At 42.4% G+C, this 23067-nt stretch carries 24 protein-coding genes, 1 tRNA gene and 1 pseudogene; 15 read left to right on the top strand and 11 right to left on the bottom strand.

All coding sequences use genetic code 11. The annotated features are described in order from the left end of the window. The first annotated feature begins 1 nt into the window (after nucleotide 1). From HQK88_05940 to HQK88_05980, 9 genes are all read left to right on the top strand, one after another. Nucleotides 2-1573, top strand: coding sequence for a hypothetical protein (locus HQK88_05940; protein MBF0616343.1), 1572 nt, complete (start codon nucleotides 2-4; stop codon nucleotides 1571-1573). A gap of 23 nt (nucleotides 1574-1596) precedes the next feature. Next, nucleotides 1597-3600, top strand: coding sequence for a hypothetical protein (locus HQK88_05945; GenBank protein ID MBF0616344.1), 2004 nt, complete (start codon nucleotides 1597-1599; stop codon nucleotides 3598-3600). Between the two features lie 140 nt (nucleotides 3601-3740). Then, nucleotides 3741-4763 (top strand): FAD:protein FMN transferase, encoded by a 1023-nt coding sequence (locus tag HQK88_05950; GenBank protein ID MBF0616345.1) that lies wholly within the window; start codon nucleotides 3741-3743, stop codon nucleotides 4761-4763. Continuing rightward, nucleotides 4753-5130 (top strand): NusG domain II-containing protein, encoded by a 378-nt coding sequence (locus HQK88_05955; protein MBF0616346.1) that lies wholly within the window; start codon nucleotides 4753-4755, stop codon nucleotides 5128-5130. Before HQK88_05950 ends, HQK88_05955 begins: the two co-directional genes overlap by 11 nt. Beyond that, nucleotides 5117-5638 (top strand): Gx transporter family protein, encoded by a 522-nt coding sequence (locus HQK88_05960; protein MBF0616347.1) that lies wholly within the window; start codon nucleotides 5117-5119, stop codon nucleotides 5636-5638. Before HQK88_05955 ends, HQK88_05960 begins: the two co-directional genes overlap by 14 nt. Further along, the gene (locus HQK88_05965) at nucleotides 5638-5823 is read left to right on the top strand and encodes a DNA gyrase inhibitor YacG (GenBank protein ID MBF0616348.1); all 186 of its coding nucleotides are present in this window, start codon (nucleotides 5638-5640) and stop codon (nucleotides 5821-5823) included. The genes HQK88_05960 and HQK88_05965 overlap by 1 nt, the downstream gene beginning before the upstream one ends. Before the next feature lie 4 nt (nucleotides 5824-5827). Further along, nucleotides 5828-6628 carry a 4-hydroxy-tetrahydrodipicolinate reductase gene (gene dapB / locus HQK88_05970; protein ID MBF0616349.1) on the top strand — a complete coding sequence of 267 codons (801 nt, stop codon included), beginning with the start codon at nucleotides 5828-5830 and terminating at the stop codon, nucleotides 6626-6628. 22 nt (nucleotides 6629-6650) lie between these two features. Further along, nucleotides 6651-7205, top strand: a complete 555-nt coding sequence (locus tag HQK88_05975; GenBank protein ID MBF0616350.1) for a methyltransferase domain-containing protein — start codon at nucleotides 6651-6653, stop codon at nucleotides 7203-7205. 6 nt (nucleotides 7206-7211) lie between these two features. Beyond that, nucleotides 7212-7586 carry a hypothetical protein gene (locus HQK88_05980; GenBank protein MBF0616351.1) on the top strand — a complete coding sequence of 125 codons (375 nt, stop codon included), beginning with the start codon at nucleotides 7212-7214 and terminating at the stop codon, nucleotides 7584-7586. Between the two features lie 97 nt (nucleotides 7587-7683). Here HQK88_05980 and ilvD read toward each other — a convergent pair whose 3' ends face one another. The 3 genes from ilvD to hemG are packed head-to-tail and all read right to left on the bottom strand — an operon-like array spanning nucleotide 7684 to nucleotide 10999. Further along, nucleotides 7684-9357 (bottom strand): dihydroxy-acid dehydratase, encoded by a 1674-nt coding sequence (ilvD, locus tag HQK88_05985; protein MBF0616352.1) that lies wholly within the window; start codon nucleotides 9355-9357, stop codon nucleotides 7684-7686. Between the two features lie 18 nt (nucleotides 9358-9375). Continuing rightward, nucleotides 9376-9600, bottom strand: coding sequence for a YdcH family protein (locus HQK88_05990; GenBank protein ID MBF0616353.1), 225 nt, complete (start codon nucleotides 9598-9600; stop codon nucleotides 9376-9378). A gap of 40 nt (nucleotides 9601-9640) precedes the next feature. Next, on the bottom strand, nucleotides 9641-10999 hold the full coding sequence (gene hemG / locus HQK88_05995) for a protoporphyrinogen oxidase (protein ID MBF0616354.1): 1359 nt from the start codon (nucleotides 10997-10999) through the stop codon (nucleotides 9641-9643). Nucleotides 11000-11327: 328 nt separating this feature from the next. Between hemG and HQK88_06000 the strand changes: the two genes are divergently transcribed. The 5 genes and pseudogenes from HQK88_06000 (at nucleotide 11328) to HQK88_06020 (ending at nucleotide 16650) form a co-directional block, all read left to right on the top strand. Further along, on the top strand, nucleotides 11328-13832 hold the full coding sequence (locus HQK88_06000; protein MBF0616355.1) for a glycogen/starch/alpha-glucan phosphorylase: 2505 nt from the start codon (nucleotides 11328-11330) through the stop codon (nucleotides 13830-13832). A gap of 75 nt (nucleotides 13833-13907) precedes the next feature. Beyond that, on the top strand, nucleotides 13908-15869 hold the full coding sequence (locus tag HQK88_06005; protein MBF0616356.1) for a hypothetical protein: 1962 nt from the start codon (nucleotides 13908-13910) through the stop codon (nucleotides 15867-15869). A 123-nt stretch (nucleotides 15870-15992) separates the two neighbouring features. After that, nucleotides 15993-16112 (top strand): annotated as a pseudogene (locus HQK88_06010) (winged helix-turn-helix domain-containing protein). After that, complete coding sequence (locus tag HQK88_06015) at nucleotides 16076-16372, top strand: hypothetical protein (GenBank protein MBF0616357.1); 297 nt, start codon at nucleotides 16076-16078, stop codon at nucleotides 16370-16372. The pseudogene HQK88_06010 and the gene HQK88_06015 overlap by 37 nt, the downstream one beginning before the upstream one ends. Beyond that, nucleotides 16321-16650 (top strand): transposase, encoded by a 330-nt coding sequence (locus HQK88_06020; GenBank protein MBF0616358.1) that lies wholly within the window; start codon nucleotides 16321-16323, stop codon nucleotides 16648-16650. Before HQK88_06015 ends, HQK88_06020 begins: the two co-directional genes overlap by 52 nt. Nucleotides 16651-16829: 179 nt before the next feature. Here HQK88_06020 and HQK88_06025 read toward each other — a convergent pair whose 3' ends face one another. The 5 genes from HQK88_06025 to HQK88_06045 form a co-directional block, all read right to left on the bottom strand. Then, on the bottom strand, nucleotides 16830-17408 hold the full coding sequence (locus HQK88_06025) for a hypothetical protein (protein MBF0616359.1): 579 nt from the start codon (nucleotides 17406-17408) through the stop codon (nucleotides 16830-16832). Further along, nucleotides 17395-17967 carry an aminoacyl-tRNA hydrolase gene (locus HQK88_06030; protein ID MBF0616360.1) on the bottom strand — a complete coding sequence of 191 codons (573 nt, stop codon included), beginning with the start codon at nucleotides 17965-17967 and terminating at the stop codon, nucleotides 17395-17397. The genes HQK88_06025 and HQK88_06030 overlap by 14 nt, the downstream gene beginning before the upstream one ends. Nucleotides 17968-17969: 2 nt before the next feature. Next, nucleotides 17970-18617: a 50S ribosomal protein L25 gene (locus HQK88_06035; protein ID MBF0616361.1), complete on the bottom strand. Its 648-nt coding sequence runs from the start codon at nucleotides 18615-18617 to the stop codon at nucleotides 17970-17972. A 59-nt stretch (nucleotides 18618-18676) separates the two neighbouring features. Next, a complete protein-coding gene (locus HQK88_06040; GenBank protein ID MBF0616362.1) occupies nucleotides 18677-19621 on the bottom strand; it encodes a ribose-phosphate pyrophosphokinase in 945 nt (314 codons plus the stop codon). 95 nt (nucleotides 19622-19716) lie between these two features. Then, nucleotides 19717-19788, bottom strand: a tRNA-Gln gene (locus HQK88_06045). Between the two features lie 155 nt (nucleotides 19789-19943). On the opposite strand from HQK88_06045, the gene asnB reads away from it, so the two are divergent. Beyond that, nucleotides 19944-21884 carry an asparagine synthase (glutamine-hydrolyzing) gene (asnB, locus tag HQK88_06050; GenBank protein MBF0616363.1) on the top strand — a complete coding sequence of 647 codons (1941 nt, stop codon included), beginning with the start codon at nucleotides 19944-19946 and terminating at the stop codon, nucleotides 21882-21884. A gap of 5 nt (nucleotides 21885-21889) precedes the next feature. Here asnB and HQK88_06055 read toward each other — a convergent pair whose 3' ends face one another. The 3 genes from HQK88_06055 to HQK88_06065 form a co-directional block, all read right to left on the bottom strand. Continuing rightward, the gene (locus tag HQK88_06055) at nucleotides 21890-22060 is read right to left on the bottom strand and encodes a hypothetical protein (GenBank protein MBF0616364.1); all 171 of its coding nucleotides are present in this window, start codon (nucleotides 22058-22060) and stop codon (nucleotides 21890-21892) included. Between the two features lie 15 nt (nucleotides 22061-22075). Beyond that, on the bottom strand, nucleotides 22076-22306 hold the full coding sequence (locus HQK88_06060; GenBank protein ID MBF0616365.1) for a hypothetical protein: 231 nt from the start codon (nucleotides 22304-22306) through the stop codon (nucleotides 22076-22078). Between the two features lie 483 nt (nucleotides 22307-22789). Continuing rightward, nucleotides 22790-22936, bottom strand: a complete 147-nt coding sequence (locus HQK88_06065; GenBank protein ID MBF0616366.1) for a hypothetical protein — start codon at nucleotides 22934-22936, stop codon at nucleotides 22790-22792. Nucleotides 22937-23067: the final 131 nt, after the last annotated feature.

Consider the following 23067-nt stretch of genomic DNA (forward strand, 5'->3'; position numbering starts at 1 on the left):
TATGAGCAAATTTAAACTTACAGCACACATCGAAAAGAAAAAGTTTGAATACGTTGGTATTTGTAATCCCCCATCGTGTCTTAAAAGTGTTACCGCCACAGACATAGTAAACACCTCAACTGATAACGTTGACGGGGTAACGTTGACAGCCTCAATGTGTGAAAGCGGTAACACCGACTGTACCACGGCTAATGTTGTGGCTTATCTGTTACCAGTTGGCAAGGAGCCTATAGACTGCCTGTACTGTTGTGACGCTTGTGATGAGATTAAAGACCAGGACGATGGCTCTGTCTCTATAACACGGTTGCCAGAGTCATTTAATGATTACGAGTGCATATCGGAATGTATTAAGCAAATTAAATGGTCTCAGGACTATTACACAAGCCAATCTATGAAGTATGACTCTAAAAAAGGCACATATAAAACTCAAAAAAAGAGAAACTACCTTGACAGCATAACGTTAAATGTAACAATACCATCGCTGTGCGGTCTAACGAGCGTATATATAAATTCTGAGATATCGGGCTGTTACTCTTCAGTCAACTATGCAGGCGTGACAGGTGAAATTCCAACTGACTCATCTGCGGGGTTCTGGGTACATAACGGAAAGTGGAGTATCACATTTGATTACAAGAGCACGTCTTTCTGTTTTTTCCCAGGTGAATACATAGTGGCATATGCTAATCTGCTGGATTACTCCGGCAGATGCAATCCGCTTCTGATTGGCTGGACATATTTTGAAACAAAGTGTTTGACCTCAGGGGTCGTGAGAGGATGCGGATTGATAAATGATGAGACAAAAAGCGTGTCAAAGGAGCGTATATATTTACAGAGCGGGGTATATACGGCACTATCCAACAACAATGTAAAATCTGTTACGGTTTACGATAGCTCCGGTAAAAAAGTAGCTCCAAACTACAGCTACTCTGCCACTGAGACTGTACAGGTAAAATCCAAACAAACCCTGAAACACAAAGACATCGTAAGCGCTATCGTGTATGTTCAGAGCGATTCAAACTCATTTTCAGCAAGCGATTACAGTATTGACACAACCTCAGGGACGATAACAGTCCCGGCAAAGAGCTCCATGTGGAAATATGATTTCGTAACAGTGTGGTATAAATATGTAAAAAGAAACTATGATTTTGACGCCGCAACAGGACTGATAAGGGTATCACAGAATTCTGTGGATTTAAAAAGCGGAGAAGCTGTGTATGTGGACTATAAGTATGTAAAGTCCACAGTTGATGCCGGAGGTGACGGCTTTGAGTTTCAAAATGAATGGCAAGGCAGCAACAAGCTCCACTGGTATGTTACTTATAAGGGGAAAAGACTCTGGTTAAAATGCTCTGATTTTGTTAAATGGAAAAACGGCGACAGGGTGTTGATTCATAAAGGGGGCCCAAGTAAGCTGAAAGCCGAGGACACTGAGGCCTACATCACGATGCACAAATGCAGGATAGTGGATGAGAGCAATCAGGAGCCAGAAGACGATACGCTTTCTGACAGTGCTGTAGCGTACTCATTGGACAGAGGGGTTGACTTCATTCTTCCTATTAAGGTAACACTTTAAAATAATTCGAGGCACTGAGCAATATGAAATTAGAAACCTACACCGGCTCAAGCAACTGGGGCAACCTCCGCATTCTTTGGGCTCAAATTGACTCTATAGACAGCGATAACGACACCGCTAATATAACCATCCTCGATGAGGACAAGAACAAAACCGATGAAACATTTGAAAATATAATCTTTTATTACAACTGTCAGGACGATATGACTAAGCGCTCTAATGGCGCTCTTGAGGGATCTTCTATGGCATTTGAAAAGAACGACCAGGTATATGTCAGCTATGACCTTAGTGATGAGGATAAAACGAATTTAAAGATAATTGGCCGGTTGGACGGCCTTAAGAGCTGTGGGGAGTCTGTAATTTTACTTATAATTGATGACAGCACACAATACCAAGAGGGTAGCTCTGTGTTTTATGTTGTTAAACAATATACCATAAGAAGTGATTTTACACTGCTTGAGCTTGAGGCTCCTGGCGCTAAGGTAAGTAAATATCATAACGGAACGGCTCTTGTAATTCAGGGCAGCGAAGATAAAAACAACAGTATAGCTACTGTAGCGGATAAGTTTGGATTTTCCGAGCGTTGGGATGATATAGACGGCATGGAAAAAGGCTGGGGCGGCACGTATTCAAGCGGCGAAGGACAGACTTATATAATCGGAGCTAACAACGCATGGAATCCTGATGAAGGAATGAGCAGCACACGTAAGGCACGGCGAAACTATATCGTTAATGATGATAACGAAATAACAAGCTGCTATTATGCAATCAAAACAGATGTGCTGGGCACGTGTATGTGTTATATCGGAGCATATCCCACTAACCGCAGTTTCCAAACACAGTGGATAAAGTACAGGGAAAGTGTCACCGGAGCAGATATAATCAGTTCAACATATTGGACAGACTACGAAACTGGCAACCCTGAACAGGACGGCTACACATGGAAATACCACAGGGTTATAGCAGTTGTTTCACCAACAAATGCACTACTGTTAACAAAAAGGAAAGTGCAAACCAAAAGCGGGTTTATCTCAAGGCTTGTGACACTGACAGTGGCAAGCTCTGAAAACCTGAGCATTTATGGCCCCTGTTATGCAATTGGCCAGTGTTTTGTAGGCGGGCAGTTTTGGTATGGCATACATACAACGCATACAATAGATCGGTATAGCTCACAGCAAATCGGCGTAAGAGTAGAAAATACAACATATTATGAGACTCTTGAAATTGGAGATATTACAATTGAGAACTTATCATATAACATCAAAGTTGAGGAGTCATTTGACGATTTAAGCATTTATCCTTTCAACACACCGATAGTATCAGATACGGAAACCGACCTTTGCCATGGCTCCTGTACAGGTTGGGATGGGCAATGTACGGACAGTTTTAGCGGTGGGGTAAAGTGTGAGGATTTTGGAAAATGGAATGCGGATTTTACAGTACGCAAGGGGAATTACTGTAGTGGCGGGCGTCCCGGTGTACAAGTAGATGTCTTAACAATTCCAGCCGGAGCAACCCGTACGGAGAGCGGCAGCAATGAGCTACACATTTTAGGCTTTGATAATTATCAGGGCAGCAAATATATCGTCTTGTTTTATGAGTTGACCGAGGTAACGCTCTCAGAAGAGGTTAACGAGGTTGGATATGACACGGCTTACTCTAAGGTCAGCAGCACTAAGTATTATTTGTATATTAAATCGGACAACTCAGAAACAAAGACATTGCTTGCAACGAAAACAGCGACAATTACATTGACAAGCACTAACCCTGCTGTTTTTACAACCACAAACACGGGCAACAACATAAGCAAGGTGTCATGCCAGATAAACCGTGGTATAGCGGTTTACACATACTGCGTAGTAAATGTGGAAAGCGGAGCTCAGGAAAAGCGTGTGGTTGGTTATAAAAACCTTACAAACAGTAAATACGGAACCAATCAATCAAAAGAGTATGAAAGCAGCAGCGATTTAAACGTGAGCGGCACGTACTGGCAGTCTAAGATAGCAGTCGGCATAACGAAAGGGTAATTTAATCTGAGAATTTACATTTGTAATCTTTTTGTTTTTACTTTATGAATCTTTTTATAATACCAAAAAACCGTGGTTTCTTCATATCACACTATACAACAACACAAGCTGATAATGTATAATTCAAAGAGGAGACCTGTTTGAAACTTATATTAAAAATTGTGTTTGCGCTTTTAGTTACGACGGCTTTGGCTGGTTTGTTTGTTTTTGTCAGTCATACGCATCACGGTAAGGGCGGTACGCAGATATATAAGAAAACGAAAATCGCTATGGATACCGCCATTACGATTACTGTTGTTTCAGAGAGTCAGGAAAAGGCTGAGAAAGCCATAGATGTGGCGTTTAAGAAAATTGAGTATTATGACCATATTTTTAGTTTCTTTTCGCCAGATAGCGAGGTCTCACTTATTAATAAAAATGCCGGCATTAAACCCGTGCAGGTGTCAAAGGATACTTTTGAATTAGTGAAAAAAACTGTGGAAATCTCAGAGTTAACCGGAGGAGCTTTTGATCCAACAGTTGGAGCATTTATGGTGCTTTGGGATTTTAAGAGGGCAGTTAAACCCTCTGATGATGAATTAAAAAAACGGATTCCACTGGTTAATTATAAAAACATTATGATAAATGAGGCAAACTCCTCAGTTATGCTTAAACTAAAGGGAATGATGCTTGATTTTGGGGGCAATGCCAAAGGATATACTGCAAATAAGATTGCAGAGGTGCTTAAAGTGGAGGGAATAACCTCAGGGATAGTTGCAATAGCCGGAGATATTAAAACCTTCGGCACAAAGCCCGATGGCAGCCCGTGGTATATTGGTATACGTAACCCCCGCGGGACTCCCTCAGATCTTGTGGGAATTATAAAACTCAAAGACCTGGCTGTATCAACAGCAGGCGACTATGAACGCTTTTTTATTGAGGGAAACCACCGCTACCACCATATATTAGTGCCTCAATCCGGCTATCCGGCAACGGAGTTCCAAAGCGTAACAATCGTTAACCCAGAGGGGTTTATTACCGACTCCCTTGACAATGCAGTCTTTGTGATGGGAAAAGAAAAGGGTCTTGAATTTATAAAAAAACATAATCTTAAGGCATTTCTGATATACAGCGATAACACGACCTATATAACGGACAACCTGAAAGAGGAATTTGAGCGCTAAAACTCTCATTAAGCCACTGACTTACGCGGATGTGGCACTGTTTTTACTCCTTATAATCGCCTCGGTTTCAGCTCTCTTTTATGTTTCTGCCGGGGTATCCAAAGGAGCGGTAGTAAAAATAGAGGTAAACAACAAACTCCTCTACCGGTATCCGCTTAATGAAGACAGGCGAATTCACCTTGAGTTTATGGATATAGAGATAAAAGGCGGGCGGGTTGCCGTAACAGATGCCGACTGCCCAAATAAGTTATGTGTCAAACAGGGGTTTATAGACAGAGGAGCTATAATTTGTCTTCCTAACAGAACCGTTATAACTGTTGAGGAAAACGGCCAAAACAAGCGGGGTGTTGTTGATGCAACAACGTGATAAGTTAACACTTGCTATGCTAAGTGCGTTTGCCGTTGCGATTACCGGTTTTGAGAGGTTTATACCTACTCCTGTGCCGTGGTTACGGTTTGGACTTGCCAATATCATCATACTGATAACGCTGATTCTGTATGGATTTAAGGCGGCCTTTACGGTTTCACTGATAAGAGTGATAGGGGGCTCAATCATAACAGGCACATTTTTAGGACCGGCTTTTGTGCTGAGTTTTAGCGGCAGCGTGTTAAGTGTGCTCTCTATGGGAGCCCTATATAAGGTTATGCCAGGAGTATTTAGCCCGATAGGACTTAGCCTTATTGGAGCGCTCTTTCATAATTTAGGACAAATAATATCTGCGTATTTTTTATTTATTCAAAATTTGAGGGCAATGCTTATAATAACGCCGATTATACTCTTTTTAGGGACACTTACGGGAGCGGCTAACGGAATAGTTACAGCAGTTGTACTTGAGCGCTTGAAAAAAAGTCAGAATAACGTACACAATACCTGATGAGGGTAAAGTGTCCGATGTGTAGTAAAGATGTTGAATGGAATGGTAATCCATTCAGGCCATTTTGTTCAGAGAGGTGTAAATTAACTGATCTGGGCAAGTGGGCAGCAGATGAGTACAGGATTGCCGGTAGCCCGCTCAATGACGATAACGCTGATTATAACAAAGATATAGAGGAGGAATAAAAAAATGATAAAAGTCGTGGTAGCCGGAGCATCCGGCAAGATGGGACAACGGATAGGCGTTTTGGCAACAGAACACCCTGAAATAACCCTTAGCGGAGCGTCTGAAAGGTCAGGGCACAGTGCAATTGGCAAAGACTTTGCCGACGTGGCAGGAGGCGCTAAAACCGGAGTTTTTATAAATAATTCTTCAGATGCTCTACGCGGAGCTGATGTGGTCATTGAGTTTACTGTGGCTGAGGCAACCCTTGAAAACTTAAAAACCTACGCCTCCCTCAAAATCCCAGCGGTCATTGGTACAACAGGTCTTAGTGCCGCACAAATCGAGGAGCTTAAACAGTTTGCTAAGACAATTCCAATCGTGTTTGCTCCTAACATGTCGGTAGGTGTCAATCTTCTTCTGAGAGTGCTTAAAGATGTGGCCTCAACGCTAGGTGATGACTATGACATAGAGATAGTGGAGGCGCATCACAGGCTGAAAAAAGACGCACCAAGCGGAACTGCGATTAAAATGGCTCAGGTGATAGCAGAGTCACTGGGCAGGGATTTAAACGAGGTTGGAGTATATGAGCGTAAGGGAATAATTGGAGAGCGTACTAAAAAAGAAATTGGAATCCAGACTGTAAGAGCCGGTGACATCGTCGGTGAGCACACGGTGATGTTTGGAGGAATGGGTGAAAGGATAGAGATAACCCATAAGGCATCAAGCCGTGATACCTTTGCTCGTGGTGCGCTAAGGGCAGCTCTATGGCTCAAAAACAAACCGGCAGGGCTTTATGATATGCAGGATGTACTGGGACTAAAATAGAAATAGGTAGAAGGAGAACACTTTGAAAGAACATCACGTATGTCCGTGGTATTTGGCTTATACGTTTGACAATCCGCTTAGAAATCTGGTGCATAAGCCGGAAAGACTCTTGATGCCGTACGTGAAAGCCGGCATGAGAGTGTTGGACATTGGTTGCGGCATGGGGTATTTCTCAATTGGTATGGCAAAACTTGTCGGAGGCAGCGGACACGTCACATCGGTTGATCTTCAGCAGAAAATGCTTGAAGTGCTAATGAAAAGGGCAAAACGCAACGGAGTCGCTAACCGTATAACACCGGTGAGATGCAAGGAGGACAGTCTTGAGGTTAGTGAAAAGGTGGATTTTGTACTTGCCTTTTGGATGGTTCATGAAATCCCTGATCAAAGCGGGTTATTCAGGCAAGTCAGCTCTATGTTAAATCCCGGAGCTAAAATGTTTATAGCTGAACCTAAAATGCACGTTAAAGAGCGAGATTTTGAAGCGTCAATTGAAACGGCCGAAGAACACGGGTTTTCTTTGGTGGAAACTCCAAGAGTATTTTTGAGCCAAAGTGCAGTGCTCGTGTTAAATAAATAGCGGCAGATGAAAGCAGTTTTTTTTATATTCATATTTTTTATGTTTGCTGTAAATCAAGCGGCATCCGCAGAGATAACCGGCACATATGTACGGGGAGAACATGGCTTAAACGGGGAAATTATATCTAAATCTGTCTATTTAAGCGCACCGCATGTGGTCTTAAAAGTAGAAGGAGCTCCGAATGGTTTTTGTCTGACTCGGGAGTCAGAGGACTCAGAAGAGGTTCTCTGCACAGGGGGTCAAATCATCGGTAAGACTTTGCAGCCAGGAACATACACAGTTTTCCCGGCCCCGCCTGCAAACAAACACAAAGAGTCGGTGTCCGTTTATACACAACCAGTTGCCCCTGCTAATAAAAGCAATTTGCCGTCAAAAAAGTAAAATCCGCAGCTCGCACAGATTTTCACAGATTTGTACTTTTTTATCTGCGTTTATCTGCGTCATCTGCGGATTAAATACTTTTTTATAATCCCTTACCTTATTTCCGCTTGTGTTTAACGCCCTCCATAACGGCTCCAGTGCCGGCTGATGTTACCATCTGGGCGTATCTGACCAGGTAGCCGGTTGTGATTTTAGGCTCTGGTGCTTTCCATTTTTTCAGTCTCTGCTTTATCTCAGCTGTATCAACAAGGAGTTCTATACTGCGCTCCGGAATATTAATTTTTATTTTATCGCCGTTTTCCACAATTGCAATAGTGCCTCCCTCCATGGCCTCAGGCGAAATGTGGCCAATACAGGGGCCGCGTGTGCCGCCGGAAAATCTCCCGTCTGTTATAAGCGCTACGGATTCACTTAGTCCCATGCCGGCTATTGTTGCGGTTGAGGAGAGCATCTCACGCATCCCAGGGCCTCCTTTTGGGCCTTCATACCGAATCACCACAACATCACCGGGTGTGATTTCCCCATTCATAATGGAGCACATTGCAGACTCCTCAGAGTCATACACTCGAGCTGTGCCCTCAAAAACCATCATATTTTCGATGATTGCCGATTGCTTCACAACTGCGCCGCCTGGAGCAAGGTTGCCTTTTAAAATCGCTATTCCGCCCTCTTTGTGATGGGCTTTTTCAACTGGCCTTATAACCTCCTCATCCTCGATCGAGGCCGTACGGATTATATCGCTTATGCGTTTACCGGAGACTGTCGGAAGATCGTGTATCAGGTGGCTAAGGCGCTTAAACACCGCCGGTATTCCTCCTGCGTAGTGAAGATCCTCAAGGTAGTTGGTTCCGCCGGGGAGCATATTAGCTATGTGCGGGGTTGTCTTGCTTATTGCGTTAAAAATCTCAAGCGGGAGCTTTACACCGGCTTCGTAAGCAATGGCCGGTATGTGAAGCACCGTGTTAGTTGAACCGCCTAAAGCAGTGTCCACTCTGATGGCGTTTTCAAAAGCCTTCATAGTCATTATCTTTCTGGGGGTAATGTTTTTCTTAACAAGTTCGGTTATGCGGGCGCCGCTTTCAAATGCGATACGCCGTTTCTCTGCCGATATGGCTAATGCTGTGGCCGAAAAGGGTAAACTCATCCCCAGAGCCTCTGTCACACAGGCCATCGTATTAGCCGTGTACATGCCCTGGCAGGAGCCTGTGCCCGGACAGGCACACATCTCAAGCGATTGTAAGTCTGAATCGTTTAACAATCCTCTTTTATATTTTCCAACGGCTTCAAAAGTGTCATTAACCATTGACAGGCGTTTGCCTTTAAGGTAACCGGAGTGCATAGGGCCTGCTGTTACCACTATGGATGGAATATTAATCCGGGCTGCTGCCATAATCATTCCAGGAGTTATCTTATCACAGTTGGTTAAAAGCACAAGACCGTCCAGTTGATGAGCGTTAGCAATAGCCTCTACCATATCCGCTATCAGTTCCCGCGATGGCAGCGAGTAGTGCATCCCTCTGTGTCCCATCGCTATCCCGTCACATATTCCCGGAACTCCAAAGAAAAACGGATAACTGCCACCTGTGTGTACACCCTTTTCTATAAAACGCTCCATGTCTCTCATGCCGGTATGTCCGGGTATTATGTCTGTAAAACTCGTAGCTACTCCAATGAACGGCTTATCCATCTCTGAGCGCGGTATTCCTGTAGCGTATAAAAGGCTCCTGTGAGGCACTCGCTCAAGCCCCTTTTTTATCTGATCGCTTCTCACTCTAACCCCCTTCAGTTACTAATTTGCAAACTTTTTGAACTCCCGAATCATTTCTGCTAATTTGTCCTTTCTCTGTAGCTTTTCCTTTTGCAGCATCTTCCTGTGCATGTCCTCATCCAGAGTAAGATAGACCTTTGAGTCGTATTCATAAATCTGTTTGTCCAATGTCCTGTGTTCATCCTCGATTTTTTTGAACACCTCATTACCTGTCCTTAGCTTATCTACTATCTCCTGCTCAGTCATTAATAAATACCTCCTTTTATGCTGTTAATAATTCTAACTGTTACATGGAATTCAGTATTTCGCCTGATAACTTAAAGGAGCTTTCTATGCAGTCGTTTACCCCTATTCCTTTGTACGAATTACCGTGCAAGTAAAGCCCCGAATGCTTTCGCTGCAATTGTTGAAGCCGCTCTAAAATTGTTGCGTGTCCTACATTGTACTGGGGAATGGCGCGCTGGTGCCGGTATATTCTTGCCAACTCAGGCTCTCCCTGAATACCCATTACGCTGGAAATTTCCTCCATTACCAGAGTCGTTAACTCTGCGTCACTCTTATTGGCTGACTCAGATGCCCTTGCGCCCCCTATCATGGTACGTAGCAAAATAAAACCCTCAGGCGCTCTGCCTGGAAATATACACGAGTCACACAACGTGCCCAATATCCTCTTGTTTGCTACCGATGGGACCAAAAAACCAAATCCGTCAAATACTTGCGTGAAACTCTCCACCTTAAATCCCATACACACTACGGCCACGCTGGGATACGGTATTTGAGCAAGTTCGCGTGTCATAGAGGCATCAAAATCTCTGAGTATCTCAGCAGAAGCATATGCCGGAGTTGATAAAACAACTCTGCCGGCTGTTACTGTCTCGCCGTTGTCAAGCGTAACCACGTAGCCGCTTTCTGCTTTGTCTATTGAGACAACTTTGGTGCTGGTTTTAACCCTCTGGCCAAGGTTTTCTTTAAGTGCGGCGATAAGAGAGCCCATACCGCCTTCAAATGATGTTAATTTACCGCCCGGACCTGCTGAGACCTCACGCTTGCTTTTCCTTGCATCCCACTTCATCCTGACCATGCCGCGTATGAGCCCGCCGTATGTTTGCTCAAGGTTATTGATTTTAGGAAAACACGATTTCAGAGATAGTTTAGAGGCATCACCGGCATAAATGCCTGAGGCCATAGGCTCAATGAGTGTCTCAAACGCTTCTCGTCCCAGACGTCTGACGGCGAAATCCCGCAGAGTCTCATCGTCCTGGCAGTTACGTGGAGCAACGGCCTCATAAAGCAGCCGGAGTTTACCTGAGAGGCTTAATAAATCAGAGGTCATAAATCCAAGCGGAGATTCCATCACTTGCCGCAGCTTGCCGTCTTTATAGATGTAACGTTTTCTGGCTTTGTCGCTGCTGCTTAGCGGCTGGAGGTTTAGCATATCGGCAAGCTCAAGGGTATTAGGCCTGTTATCCAAAAAGCCGTTAACCCCTCCCTCTAACGTGTAGCCATCATGTTTTTCAGTCCAAATTTTACCGCCTGTTTTTGTCTCTGACTCATAAACGGCAACGTCAAGCTCCGGTCTGCTCCTTAGCAACAAATAAGCAAGACTCAACCCCGAAATTCCACCACCCGCTATCAATACATCCATCTTATTTCATAACCCTTTACAAATCCTCTCTTAAGACTCCACCGCATCACACCGTCTAAAACCCTCACAGAGGGCTGCCTGATTAAAAAGTAATTTTGCTAAAGAGATCAACTAAAATGTATAAATTATTTGCACTTATCATGTTACATTATTATTACATCTAAAAGAGTAAAAAGTCAAAGATGAGTACTAAAAACCGAAAAAAATATTTGCTTTACTTATGGACTTATGCTAAAATGGCAAAGCTATCATCAGAATTATAGTTTTGGCCATTGTTTGAGATGGTTTTACAAATAATATTAAGGAGACTGTTAACTAAGGCGAAACTATGGCAGAAAAAAACTTAAAAAACGACAAATTAAACATACTCAGTGAATGTACAATAAGCACCGAGGTGGATGCTATAATGGCGTCCTTTTTGTACCACTTAAAATACACACTGGGAAAAGACGAGTATACAGCCACTAAACGGGACTGCTATAAGTGCATAGCCTTTGTTGCAAGAGACCATCTGATAGATAAGTGGCTGAAAACTCAGCAAACATACTACGAAAAAGACGCAAAGAGAGTGTATTATCTCTCATTAGAATTTCTTGTTGGGCGCTCTTTGGGTAATACTCTGGTTAATCTGGATATAGAGGAGGCAGTAGGTGAGGCGTTGTCCAACATAGGTTATGACATTGAGGAAATAAAAACCTATGAGTGGGATCCGGGACTAGGTAACGGAGGATTGGGGAGGCTTGCAGCATGTTTTATGGATTCGCTCGCCTCGCTTGAAATCCCGTCCTACGGTTACGGGATTCGTTATGAGTACGGGATTTTCTTCCAACGGATAAGAAACGGTTATCAGTTAGAAACTCCGGACAATTGGCTAAGATACGGTAATCCGTGGGAGATAGAGCGGCCAGAGTACTTATATGTTGTTAAGTTTTATGGCAATGTGAAAAACTATATCGATGGAGCAGGCAAATTACACCACGAGTGGGTAAACACTCAGGATGTTGTCTCAGTAGCGTATGACACTCCTATCCCCGGGTACAAAAACAACACGGTGTTAAATATGCGGCTTTGGTCAGCTAAATCCACACGTGAATTTGAGCTTGGGTATTTTCAGCATGGTGATTATGAAAGCGCAGTGGGCGATAAGGTTCAGACTGAGACAATCTCAAAGGTGCTTTATCCAAATGACAACATATTTGAAGGCAAGGAGCTGCGCCTTAAGCAGGAGTATTTCTTTGTTTCGGCAACACTGCAAGACATCATAAGAAGGTATAAGAAAAACCATCCTGACCGTGCGGATTTTAATAATTTTTCCGATAAGGTGGCAATTCAGTTAAATGACACACATCCTGCTATAGCAATAGCAGAGTTGATGCGGATTCTTATAGATGAGGAATGTCTTGGCTGGGATACTGCATGGAATATAACGACATCAACATTTTGTTATACAAACCACACAATAATGCCTGAGGCGCTTGAGCGCTGGACGGTGTCTCTTTTTGAAAAAGTGCTGCCGCGGCATCTTGAAATAATTTATGAGATAAACTCTCGTTTTCTGAATTTGGTGAGAGAGCATTTTCGAGGCGATGTCAATAAGTTAAGAACCATGTCGTTGATAGGCGAGGGTGGTGAAAAGCGCATAAGAATGGCAAATCTGGCCATAGTAGGAAGTCACTCGGTAAATGGAGTGAGCGCTCTTCATACGGAGATATTAAAGGAATCATTGTTTAATGATTTCTATGCTTTGTGGCCAAAGAAGTTTAATAACAAAACAAACGGCATAACCCAAAGGAGATGGCTGAGACTGTGTAATCCGGCTCTCTCTGCCCTTATCACTGAAAGTATCGGGGATAAGTGGGTGCGCGACCTGACAGAGCTTAAAAAACTCATACCGCTTGCTGAGGATTCTGCTTTTTTGGAAAAATGGCGTGAGGTTAAGTGGTCAAACAAGTTGTCTCTGGCAAAGTGTTTCGAGGCCCACAACCGAATCAGCGTTAATGTTGATTCCTTGTTTGACTGTCAGTTTAAGCGGATACATGAGTATAAACGCCAGTTGCTTAATGTTATTCATGCTGTGACACTCTATAACGCTCTGAAGGAAAATCCAGGAATGGATATGGTTCCGCGCAGTGTTATATTTGCTGGAAAAGCGGCGCCGGGCTATTTTATGGCAAAGCTAATAATTAAACTAATAAATTCCGTAGCACAGAAGATAAACTTTGACCCCGACGTTAGAGACAAGCTAAGGGTGATTTTTGTCGAGAACTATTCGGTTTCGATTGCCGAGACACTTCTTCCGGCAGCCGATCTATCCGAGCAGATTTCCACAGCAGGCACAGAGGCCTCAGGGACCGGCAACATGAAATTTGCACTTAACGGCGCACTGACAATCGGCACACTGGATGGAGCAAATATAGAAATTCAAAAAGAAGTCGGAAAGGAAAATTTCTTTGCGTTTGGTTTAACAGACAAACAGGCTGAAGCACTGAAAGCCGGCGGCTACAATCCACATGCCTACTATGAAAACAACCCTGTGCTTAAAAAAGCTCTTGATATGATAGATTCAGGGTTTTTCTCACCGGAGGATCCTGATCTTTTTAAACCCATCGTGGATTCACTTCTTAAACACGGCGACAATTTTTTACTACTTGCCGATTTTGCCTCTTATGAAAAAACTCAACAACAGGTGTCAGACGTGTATAAAAATCAGGCTCTTTGGAGCAAACGTTCCGTACTAAATGTTGCCAACACAGGGTTTTTCTCAAGTGACAGGACAATTATGGAATACGTAAAAGATATATGGGGCACAAAAGCCATCCATATTGAAATCTGAAGCAGTATAAGACAAAGGATTGTTTACTAAATTCTGTGACTTTGAAATAAACTTTTGTATTGCGCAGTATAGACCTTGAAAAGGATAGTAACAATAACGCTGCTTTTTATTGTGCTATCACCATTAAACTCGAAAGCTTCTGAAAATATCTTAAAAAACGGCGGGTTCGAGGAAATAAAAAATGTAAGGCCTGTCTCGTGGAATGCTCTTTTCTGGTATTACAGGCCAAATGCCGTGTATCCTGGGCTGTCTGACGTATCACCTTTTGAGAAAAAGTATTATCTAACCCTAAAAAATGTGGAACCTGGAGAGAGTCAGGTTACTCAGGCTCTGACAGTTGTTCCCTCAACGATTTACAGGATTTCATGTATGGTAAAGGCCTCTTCAGTTAGTACCTCCGGGTCAGGCGCTTATGTTGGACTAAGGGAGCGCCATGTACCACCGAACGTTTTAGCCGGAACTTTTGGTGATATGTATGGAAATTACAGGTCTATGGGCGGATACTCCGGCTACCTGTATGACACACGCGGAAAGTGGGTTCCACTTTCCGCAACAGTTAAAACCTCATACTTTCAGACCACTCTAATGGCTGTAGCAGGACTTGGCGCATATGGGAAATTCTCAACAGGTGAGGCATTTTTTGACAACTGCTCGGTAACCAAAAACATAATTAATGACGACACAGTATATCATTTTAAAAATAACAGAAGTATCTCTGATTATTTATCTGTTTCAGGCCCTGAGGCAAAATTCGTCCTTTATAACACAACCTTAGGAGTCGTGTTTTTTCTTATATGCGTTTTTGGAATTAAAAACCGCTTCTTCATAGATACTGTCGGACGGGATTTAGCAGTGGTGTTTGCAACTGCTTTAACAGTACGCATTTTGGCTGCTTTTTATATCGAAGGGTATCCTTTTGATATAGAGCTCTTTAAAAAATGGGCTGTTTATATTGGACAAAAAGGAATAGGGAATTATTATTCCGGTGAGATTTTTGCTGATTATCCGCCAGGGTATATTTACATTCTTTACGTTTTGCAACTGTTAGGGCGTATCTTTTCTATCGTACCGGATTCAAGTCTGTTTTTTGTAGTTTTAAAATTGCCGGCAATTACTACAGACCTTCTATGTGCCGTTATCATTTATAAAACCGCAAAGCAAAAGGGCTTAGACCAATCCATGTCACTTGTGCTTTCAGCGCTTTTTCTCTTTAACCCTGCAATTGTAGTAAACTCAAGTGTATGGGGACAGGTAGACTCTGTTTTTACCTTAGCTTTGGCAATGGCGGCATGGTTTTTAGTCAACGGCAGGGTAGAAAAATCAATTCTCTCCTTTACCTTAAGTATTTTAATTAAACCGCAAGGGCTCATATTCATACCCGTATATCTGTGGGCGTTTATACTTAGTACAGAAAAAAGACGGTATTTTTATTCAATTTTCTTAGGCGCTGTTCTGTTTTATGCGGCCTTCATACCATTTTATGGCAAAATTGAACTTATTAGTCCTATTAAATTTTTTGTTGGAAAATTTAACCAATATCCGTTTGCAACAAACAGCGCTTTTAATCTGTATGCGCTATTTAATGGAATGAGTGTGCCGGTTGAAAATATATTCTTTCTTCTGAGTTATAAAACCGCAGGACTTTTAATGGTTTTGACAGGTATAGCCGTTTCATTATATGTTTATATTAAAAAGAAAGATATAAATTACGTTTACTTTACGGCATTTTTCTTATTTACATTTTTCTATGTATTTGCAACGCAGATGAGTTCCAGGTACATTTATCCGGCATTAATATTTTCATTTTTAGCATTCATAGCAACAAGGGATTTTAGATTAATCCACCTGTATGCACTCTTTTCGTTGACTATGTTTCTCAATGATTCTCACATCCAGTACCTGTCTGTGCACAGCATTTACCATGTTGAGTTTTTTACGATTTTTATGAAAAGTGTTTCAGTTTTAAATATAATTGCCGCTCTGTATCTTACAGCTCTGTATTATATGGAAAGCAGAGATTCTTACACTCAAATTTAGAGCAATTAATACAAATCAGTCCCATTTTTTTGTTATTAATAAATTTTTTTAAGTCTTTTTCAAGAGATATAAATGCCGGTAATATTCTTAATGGTGCAAAAGTTTTAATATTCTCAGTAACCAGGTAACCTTCTACATAGGAATGGCTGGCTTAAGATTGCACCGGACAAAAGAAATCCACAAGCAGACGTAAAGTCTCAGGAGGAGTGGGGAAAAAATTCCCAAAGATTATTGAAGAAATGAATAACCAATGGCCGGGGGAAAAGCCGCTTAAAATAATGTTTCAGTATGAAGCCCGTTTTGGTCTTATCTCTGATATAAGGCGCTGCTGGTGTCCAAAACCAACTCGCCCTCTCTGTAGCGCTACAGTAAGTCAAGAATATATTTATGCCGCTGTTTCTGTTGAAGACGGAAGCATTGATACACTCTACCACATGTTAACACTGATTGTATGCAGATTTTCATTGATGAGCTCGCATATAGGCATCCCAACCACAGAGTAGTCATGATACTTGATAACGCAGGTTGGCACAAGACAAAATCTCTTAAGATTCCATCCAATATGAAATTTAAGTATCTCCCCCCATATTCACCAGAACTTAATCCTGTTGAACATATATGGGATGATTTCCGTGAAAAATATTTCCATAGTCACTTTTTTGATTGTTTCGACTCTTTTGAAAATCACCTGGAAAAATCATTGTTTGACTTAGAAAATAATAAAGAGCGGGTACTCTCTACTGTTGCCTGGCCCTGGATTATCAATGCTCTCATGAATTAGAATTGGAATTATTTAAGGCAGAAATTGAGTCAAAGATTGAAAGAGCGAGTAAAGAAAATATTAAATGGATGTTTTTGTTTTGGATTGGCCAGTTGGCTGCATTTACTGTAATTTTGAAAATGTTCATTAAATAACCAAAGACGCCTCTAACCCCCAAAGTCTTCATTTCAAATAACGGCTTATAGACGCGGCTTAGCAATAATTTCAAGGATTTTTAGATCGAAAAATCTTTTAGAAGCAGCGCTTCGGATAACCAAAACAGTATCTGCTCCTCTGCCGGTTCCAGCCACGGCTAAAACGTCAACACCCTCGGCAATAAGCCCGGCATCGGCTGCCATCATGACAATCTCACAGCATACCTTTGTGCCCTCTCCAAAACGCCTCAGCGACTGTGCCACTATCAATGTTGGATACAGACCGTTAAACTTCTGCGCAAAGGCGGATTCAATTGAATGAGTCACCATGGTCCCTGTGTAGAGGATTGCGCCGTTTTGTTTTATCTTTGATGCTATCTCGGGCTGAATTTCATCCGTATTAGCCTCCTTAAAACCATGACTGTGGGTAACTGCTATCAGATTTATACCTTTTCCCTTAAATGCCTCTGAATAGATAAGCCCTGTATCGCCGCCAGTTGTAGCCACAACTACATCTTTTAAGCCCATCTCAGTCACGGCATTGAGAGAGAATTTTAGACAATCTTCAGCGTTTTCTTTTCCAGGCCTTTCAAAATAGTAAATTTTTTTTTCAATTGCCGCCATTTAACTCACCCCTCTTGTTATAAAGATTCATCGCTTTTTGCGGTCCCTCTGCTATGATACACTCTATGGCAGACATAGCCTCATTGATGGCATCCAATATCAACGGAAACTCATTAGGCGTAAACTTGCCAAGCACATAGTCCTCCACAGCGATGTACGGGTCCCTTCCAACACCGATCTTCACTCTGTAAAAATCCTTAGTTGCAGCATGTTCTATGACAGAAGCCACCCCTCTGTGGCCGCCTGAACTCCCTCCGTATTTTATCTTTAACCTGCCAGGGGGCATATCAACATCGTCCTGTACAATGACAGATCTCTCCGGATCCATTTTCACAAGCCGGCCAACCGCTGTGCCGGATAAATTCATAAAAGTAAGTGGTTTTAGCAGACAAACCTCTTCACCCGCAATCTGGCATTTACCGGTAACAGCCTGAGCTTTCCCTCCCTTCATATCAACATTAAAGCGCAGGGCAAGCTCGTCTAATACCATAAACCCAACGTTGTGCCGGGTTTTTTTGTACTTGCAACCCGGATTTCCTAATCCCACAACCACCCACAAAGTTACTTTTCCTTAATCTCCTGCTTCCCCTTTTTCACTACCTCAGGCTCCTTTGCTGTTACCGCCCCCTCCTCAGCCTGTGCAGACTCAAGCATTGCCGTTGCCGACACTGTACAGATTGACTCTCCCTGGTCAGTCAGAATTTTTATTTTCTCTTCTGTCTTAATATCAGAGACATGCAGGGAGCCCCCAAGCTCAAGCTTTGTAACGTCAAGCTCTATGTGGGCCGGTATATCATCGGGCAGACTCTCGATTTCTATTTCTCTTAATCCGGTTTGCAGAAGTCCCCCATCCCGTTTAACACCAATAGGAGTCCCTTTTAATATTATGGCAACATTTACCCGCACTGTTTCCTGAAGGGATATTTCCTGAAAATCCACGTGAAGCAACTCACCTGTAACCGGTTCCACCTGATGGTCTTTCATCAGGGCAACAGCCGTAGTGCCGTCTGAAAAATTGAGGTTTACCAGGATCTGCTCATGTGCTGAGGCATTAACAAAAGGAACTAACTCTTTTCTGCTAAAGCGGATTGGCATTGACTGTCCCTTTTTATACATAACGGCCGGAATCATTCCGTCTCTGCGATTTGTCCGGGCAGCACCTTTGCCTATACTATCTCGTTTCTGTACAGCTAAATTAACTCTTTCCATATTTTCTTACGTCCTCCTAAGTATTTAACCTTAAACAAGGCCGTCTAAAGCCTTGTAATCTATACAAACAATGAACTTATTGACGACTCCTCATATATTCTTCTGATAGCCTCACCCATTAGCGCCGCCACTGAAAGAACCACAAGCTTCGGACACTTATCACTCTTGTCGTAAACGGGAATAGTGTTTGTCGTTATGATCTGTTCAATCACCGAATTATTGATTCTGTCTATAGCCGGGCCTGAGAGAACCGGATGAGAGCAGGCAGCATATACCTTTAGCGCGCCATTATCTTTCAGTATGCTGGCTGCCTGTACTGTGGTTCCTGCGGTATCAATCATATCGTCCAAAATCAGAACGTCTTTTCCCTGTACCTCTCCGATAACATTTTCAGCCGTACATTCGTTGGCGTTTTCCCGGCGTTTATCAATAATGGCAAGCGAACACTTAAGCCGCCTTGCAAAAGACCGTGCTCTTTCAACGCCTCCGGCATCAGGGGAGACAATCGTTAGATTCTTCACCGGAAGGTGTTCCCTTATGTAAGTTAGCAGCACAGGTATTGCATAGAGATGGTCAACAGGAATATTAAAAAATCCCTGTATCTGACCGGCGTGTAAGTCAATAGTCAACACTCTGTGACAGCCCGCCACGGTTATTAAATCGGCAACAAGCTTAGACGATATGGGCACACGAGGCTGAACTTTCCTGTCCTGGCGCGCATATCCAAAGTACGGAATAACCGCAGTTATTCTGCCGGCTGAGGCCCTCTTTAAGGCATCAACGATAAGAAGCAATTCCATTAAATTATTATTAACAGGATTGCACATAGACTGGATAACAAAAACGTCATGCCCGCGAACATTTTCATTAACCTGAACGGAAATCTCACCGTCTCCAAATGTTTTAACAATAGTGTCTGTAAGCCCTACTTTCAGAAACTCTGCAACATCTGCTGATAACTGACGGTTAGAGTTGCCGGTAATTATCTTTATTTCTTTTAACATACCGCTCTCCTCATATATTTAAGGTAATTCACTAACACTCTCATCTTTGCTTGCCCACACCTTGTATGCCAGACGGCAAACACTTAAATACAAAACTGGGGCGGGAGGATTCGAACCTCCAAATGGGAGATCCAAAATCTCCTGACTTGCCGTTTGTCGACGCCCCAACAACAGCATCCCACTATAACCCATAGAGCGGTATTGTATATAAATAACACTAAAATTGTCAAAATAAACTAAATGATGACAAAGTTAACTACAAATTCAGTTTTAATTTTCTATTTCGGATTTAACTTAAACTCATTTGGTATAATCTCATATTATGTGCGGGATTTTTGGAATCGTTACCAACGGCTCTGCTGTAAGCCCTGTGTTGGTTAGCCAAATTACTAACATACTTAAACACAGAGGCCCGGATGATGAGGGTTATCTTGCCGTAAATTCCAAAACCGGAGCAGTTTATAATCTGACAGGTGATGACAGTGTAATAGCAGGCAGGCACATAAATTCATTTAATGAACCGGTTAATATGTTTTTAGGGCACAGACGGCTTGCAATACTGGATCTGTCTCCTGCCGCACATCAGCCAATGAGTTATCAAAACCGGTACTACCTCATCTATAACGGTGAAATCTATAACTACGTGGAGTTACGTGATGAGCTACGGGCGGAGGGTTACAGCTTTACGTCAAACAGCGACAGCGAGGTTCTTCTTGCCTCATATGACAGATGGAAAGACGGCTGCGTTGACAAGTTTAATGGTATGTGGGCTTTTGCAATCTATGACAGGGTTGACAACAGGCTTTTTTGCTCACGTGACCGTTTTGGCGTTAAACCTTTTTATTATGCAACGGGCAAGTTTGGAGTTGCCTTTGCCTCGGAAATTAAAGCGCTCCTTGCATTTCCTGATATTAAGCGAACTGTTAACGAGGCTGCTCTGTACGACTACCTTGCAACAGGGAACGAGGGGCAGTTTCTTACAGAAATCGATGAGCTTCCACCTTCTCACACTTTAACTATTGAGCTACATAGCGATTTGAAGGTAAAAATAAAAAAATATTACACATTAAATATAAACCCTGCGTTAAATGCCTCAGATGGTGTTACAGCAGATGGCGCCGCACTTAGAGTCAGGGAGCTTATCCTTAGCTCGGTGTCCTTACGGCTACGCTCCGATGTAACTTGCGGCAGCTGCCTAAGCGGTGGCATTGACAGCACCTCTATAGTCTGCGCAATAGATTCATTTATAAAAAAAGAACACATGTCTCAAGTTGGCGTAAGCCAAAAAACCTTTACGGCAAGCTATAAGGATGCGGCAATTGATGAAAGCCGCTGGGCTCAAATTGTGGCATCACAGACAAACACTCAATGGTATCAGACCTATCCAACCGCTCATGAGCTTCTAAATGATTTGGATGATCTCATCTACACTCAGGATATACCCTTCCGGTCAACCAGCATATACGCTCAGTACAGGGTAATGAAGCTTGCCCATGAGCACGGCGTGAAAGTCCTGCTTGACGGACAGGGGGCTGATGAGCTTTTTGCCGGGTACCCAATGTTTTACGGCGCTTTTTTTAGTAATTTACTCATTGAAGGAAACCTCAAAAGGTTTATCTCAGAACTTGCCCACATGGGTAATGCTCCGCTTAGTGCCACATCTGTGCTTACATATATGCTAAAGTCCTCGCTAATGAAATCAATTCCGGATTCCCTTAAAAACATCTTTACCGGGGGACTTAACAATCATTTGTCTGAGCAGTTTAAAAATGCACATAAGGGACGGCTTTCGGCTATTCTTAACGAAAAATACTCAGGCAGCCTCAACACCATGCTTATGCAGTACATGCTTAAGGAAAACCTGCAGTGCCTTCTTAAGTATGAAGACAGAAACTCTATGCGTTTTTCAATAGAGTCCAGAGTTCCTTTTGCTGACGACACACCGCTTATTGAGTATGCGTTTTCTCTTCCCGGAGCGTTTAAAATCCATAACGGCTGGAGTAAATATGTTTTCAGAAGGGCGGTATCAGGTCTTGTACCGGAGGCCATCCAGTGGCGGAAAGACAAGGTAGCTTTTAACACTCCGGAAAGACTATGGATTAAAGAAATATACCTTTACCTCATGCAGAGCATTAAAAGCGAAACAGCCGGTTATTTTAAGCCGGCTGTGTCTGAAAAGTTAATGAACTCCCCGGGGGGATGGAGAGCCATTAATTTATCGTTATGGCTAAAAGCTTTAAAAAAACCGTCCGTTTTCAGATAATTCCATTATATGCTGCACACACCGGCTAAAGCGCTTGATCTTACCGTGTTGTGTACGGCCATTGCAATGTCAGGGAAAAAGTACAAGGTATCACAAGCTGGGCAACGGTATATAGAGCCGCTGACATAGTTGCCTCTTAAAGTAAGTTCACTATGGCAATCATCACATCTAAACATGGCGTACCTCCTTTTTTATTGAAAAGCCATTGAATGTGCCGGGAAAGAAATCTCAAGGTCGAGCTTCTTTACCAGTATAAACAGGTATCTAAGCGCCTCGTCATGATCAGGAAACTCTCTCACAAGTGATTTAGTCTGAGGTAACCGTATGAAGGACGATACACTATCACTGTCTCTCTTTACTACCTCTACTGAGTAGATAGTACTACCTTCGATGAAATAATGATTTCTTCTTATCTCTTTCATTTTATTCATCTCCTTTTTTTAAGTTTCCTTCTTGTTTCTCTCATCCACTTAGTTATTTATCGGACATTCGACCTATAATAATTAGTAGTGCAAAAAGCATGCCAAAATATAACCGTCTGATTAACCATAAAACATCCGTAATTTAAGTGTTTCTTAATGACAGTAGATTCCTCAAATGGAAAGGTTTTCCCCAAAATGGCAATTTTTGCCACATTTTGTCAAACTTTTGTGGCAAAGTCAAATCTTATGATTGTTATAATTAGCAAGTTTCTTCATGATTTCAATATTATTTGTCAATTTTCTGTCATTTAATACAAAATTGAGTTACTGCATGAGTCATACCGAGTCGCATTCAGAAAAAATCTTAACCACAGATGGACACAGATACACACAGATAAATTAAATATTCATAATCTGTGTTCATCCGTGTTTATCTGTGGTTTATCGTTTTTTGTAATCTACTTTTTTGACGGCTAATTGGTCTCAATAGAGAAAAAAATACTCTCTCATCTCCTCTGTAATCTTAGTCTCTTCCTCGTTTAATCTGTTAAAAACACCACGGAGCTCTGAAATATCAGAAGAATCCACAGACATTCCCTCTGATGTATCCTCATACAACGCTATAGCCATTATACCCTCCTGTTATTCCAATTCTAATTCAATTGTCTAACTTTGTTGGCTTCGTTACAAGCTCCTCAACGTACTAAAAGTACGCCTGCGTCGCTTGCTCCTTGCCGCCGCGTTATACTTCTGAATTAAAA

The sequence above is a fragment of the Nitrospirota bacterium genome (assembly GCA_015233895.1).
In the GTDB taxonomy this organism is placed as follows: Bacteria; Nitrospirota; Thermodesulfovibrionia; order Thermodesulfovibrionales; family Magnetobacteriaceae; genus Magnetomonas.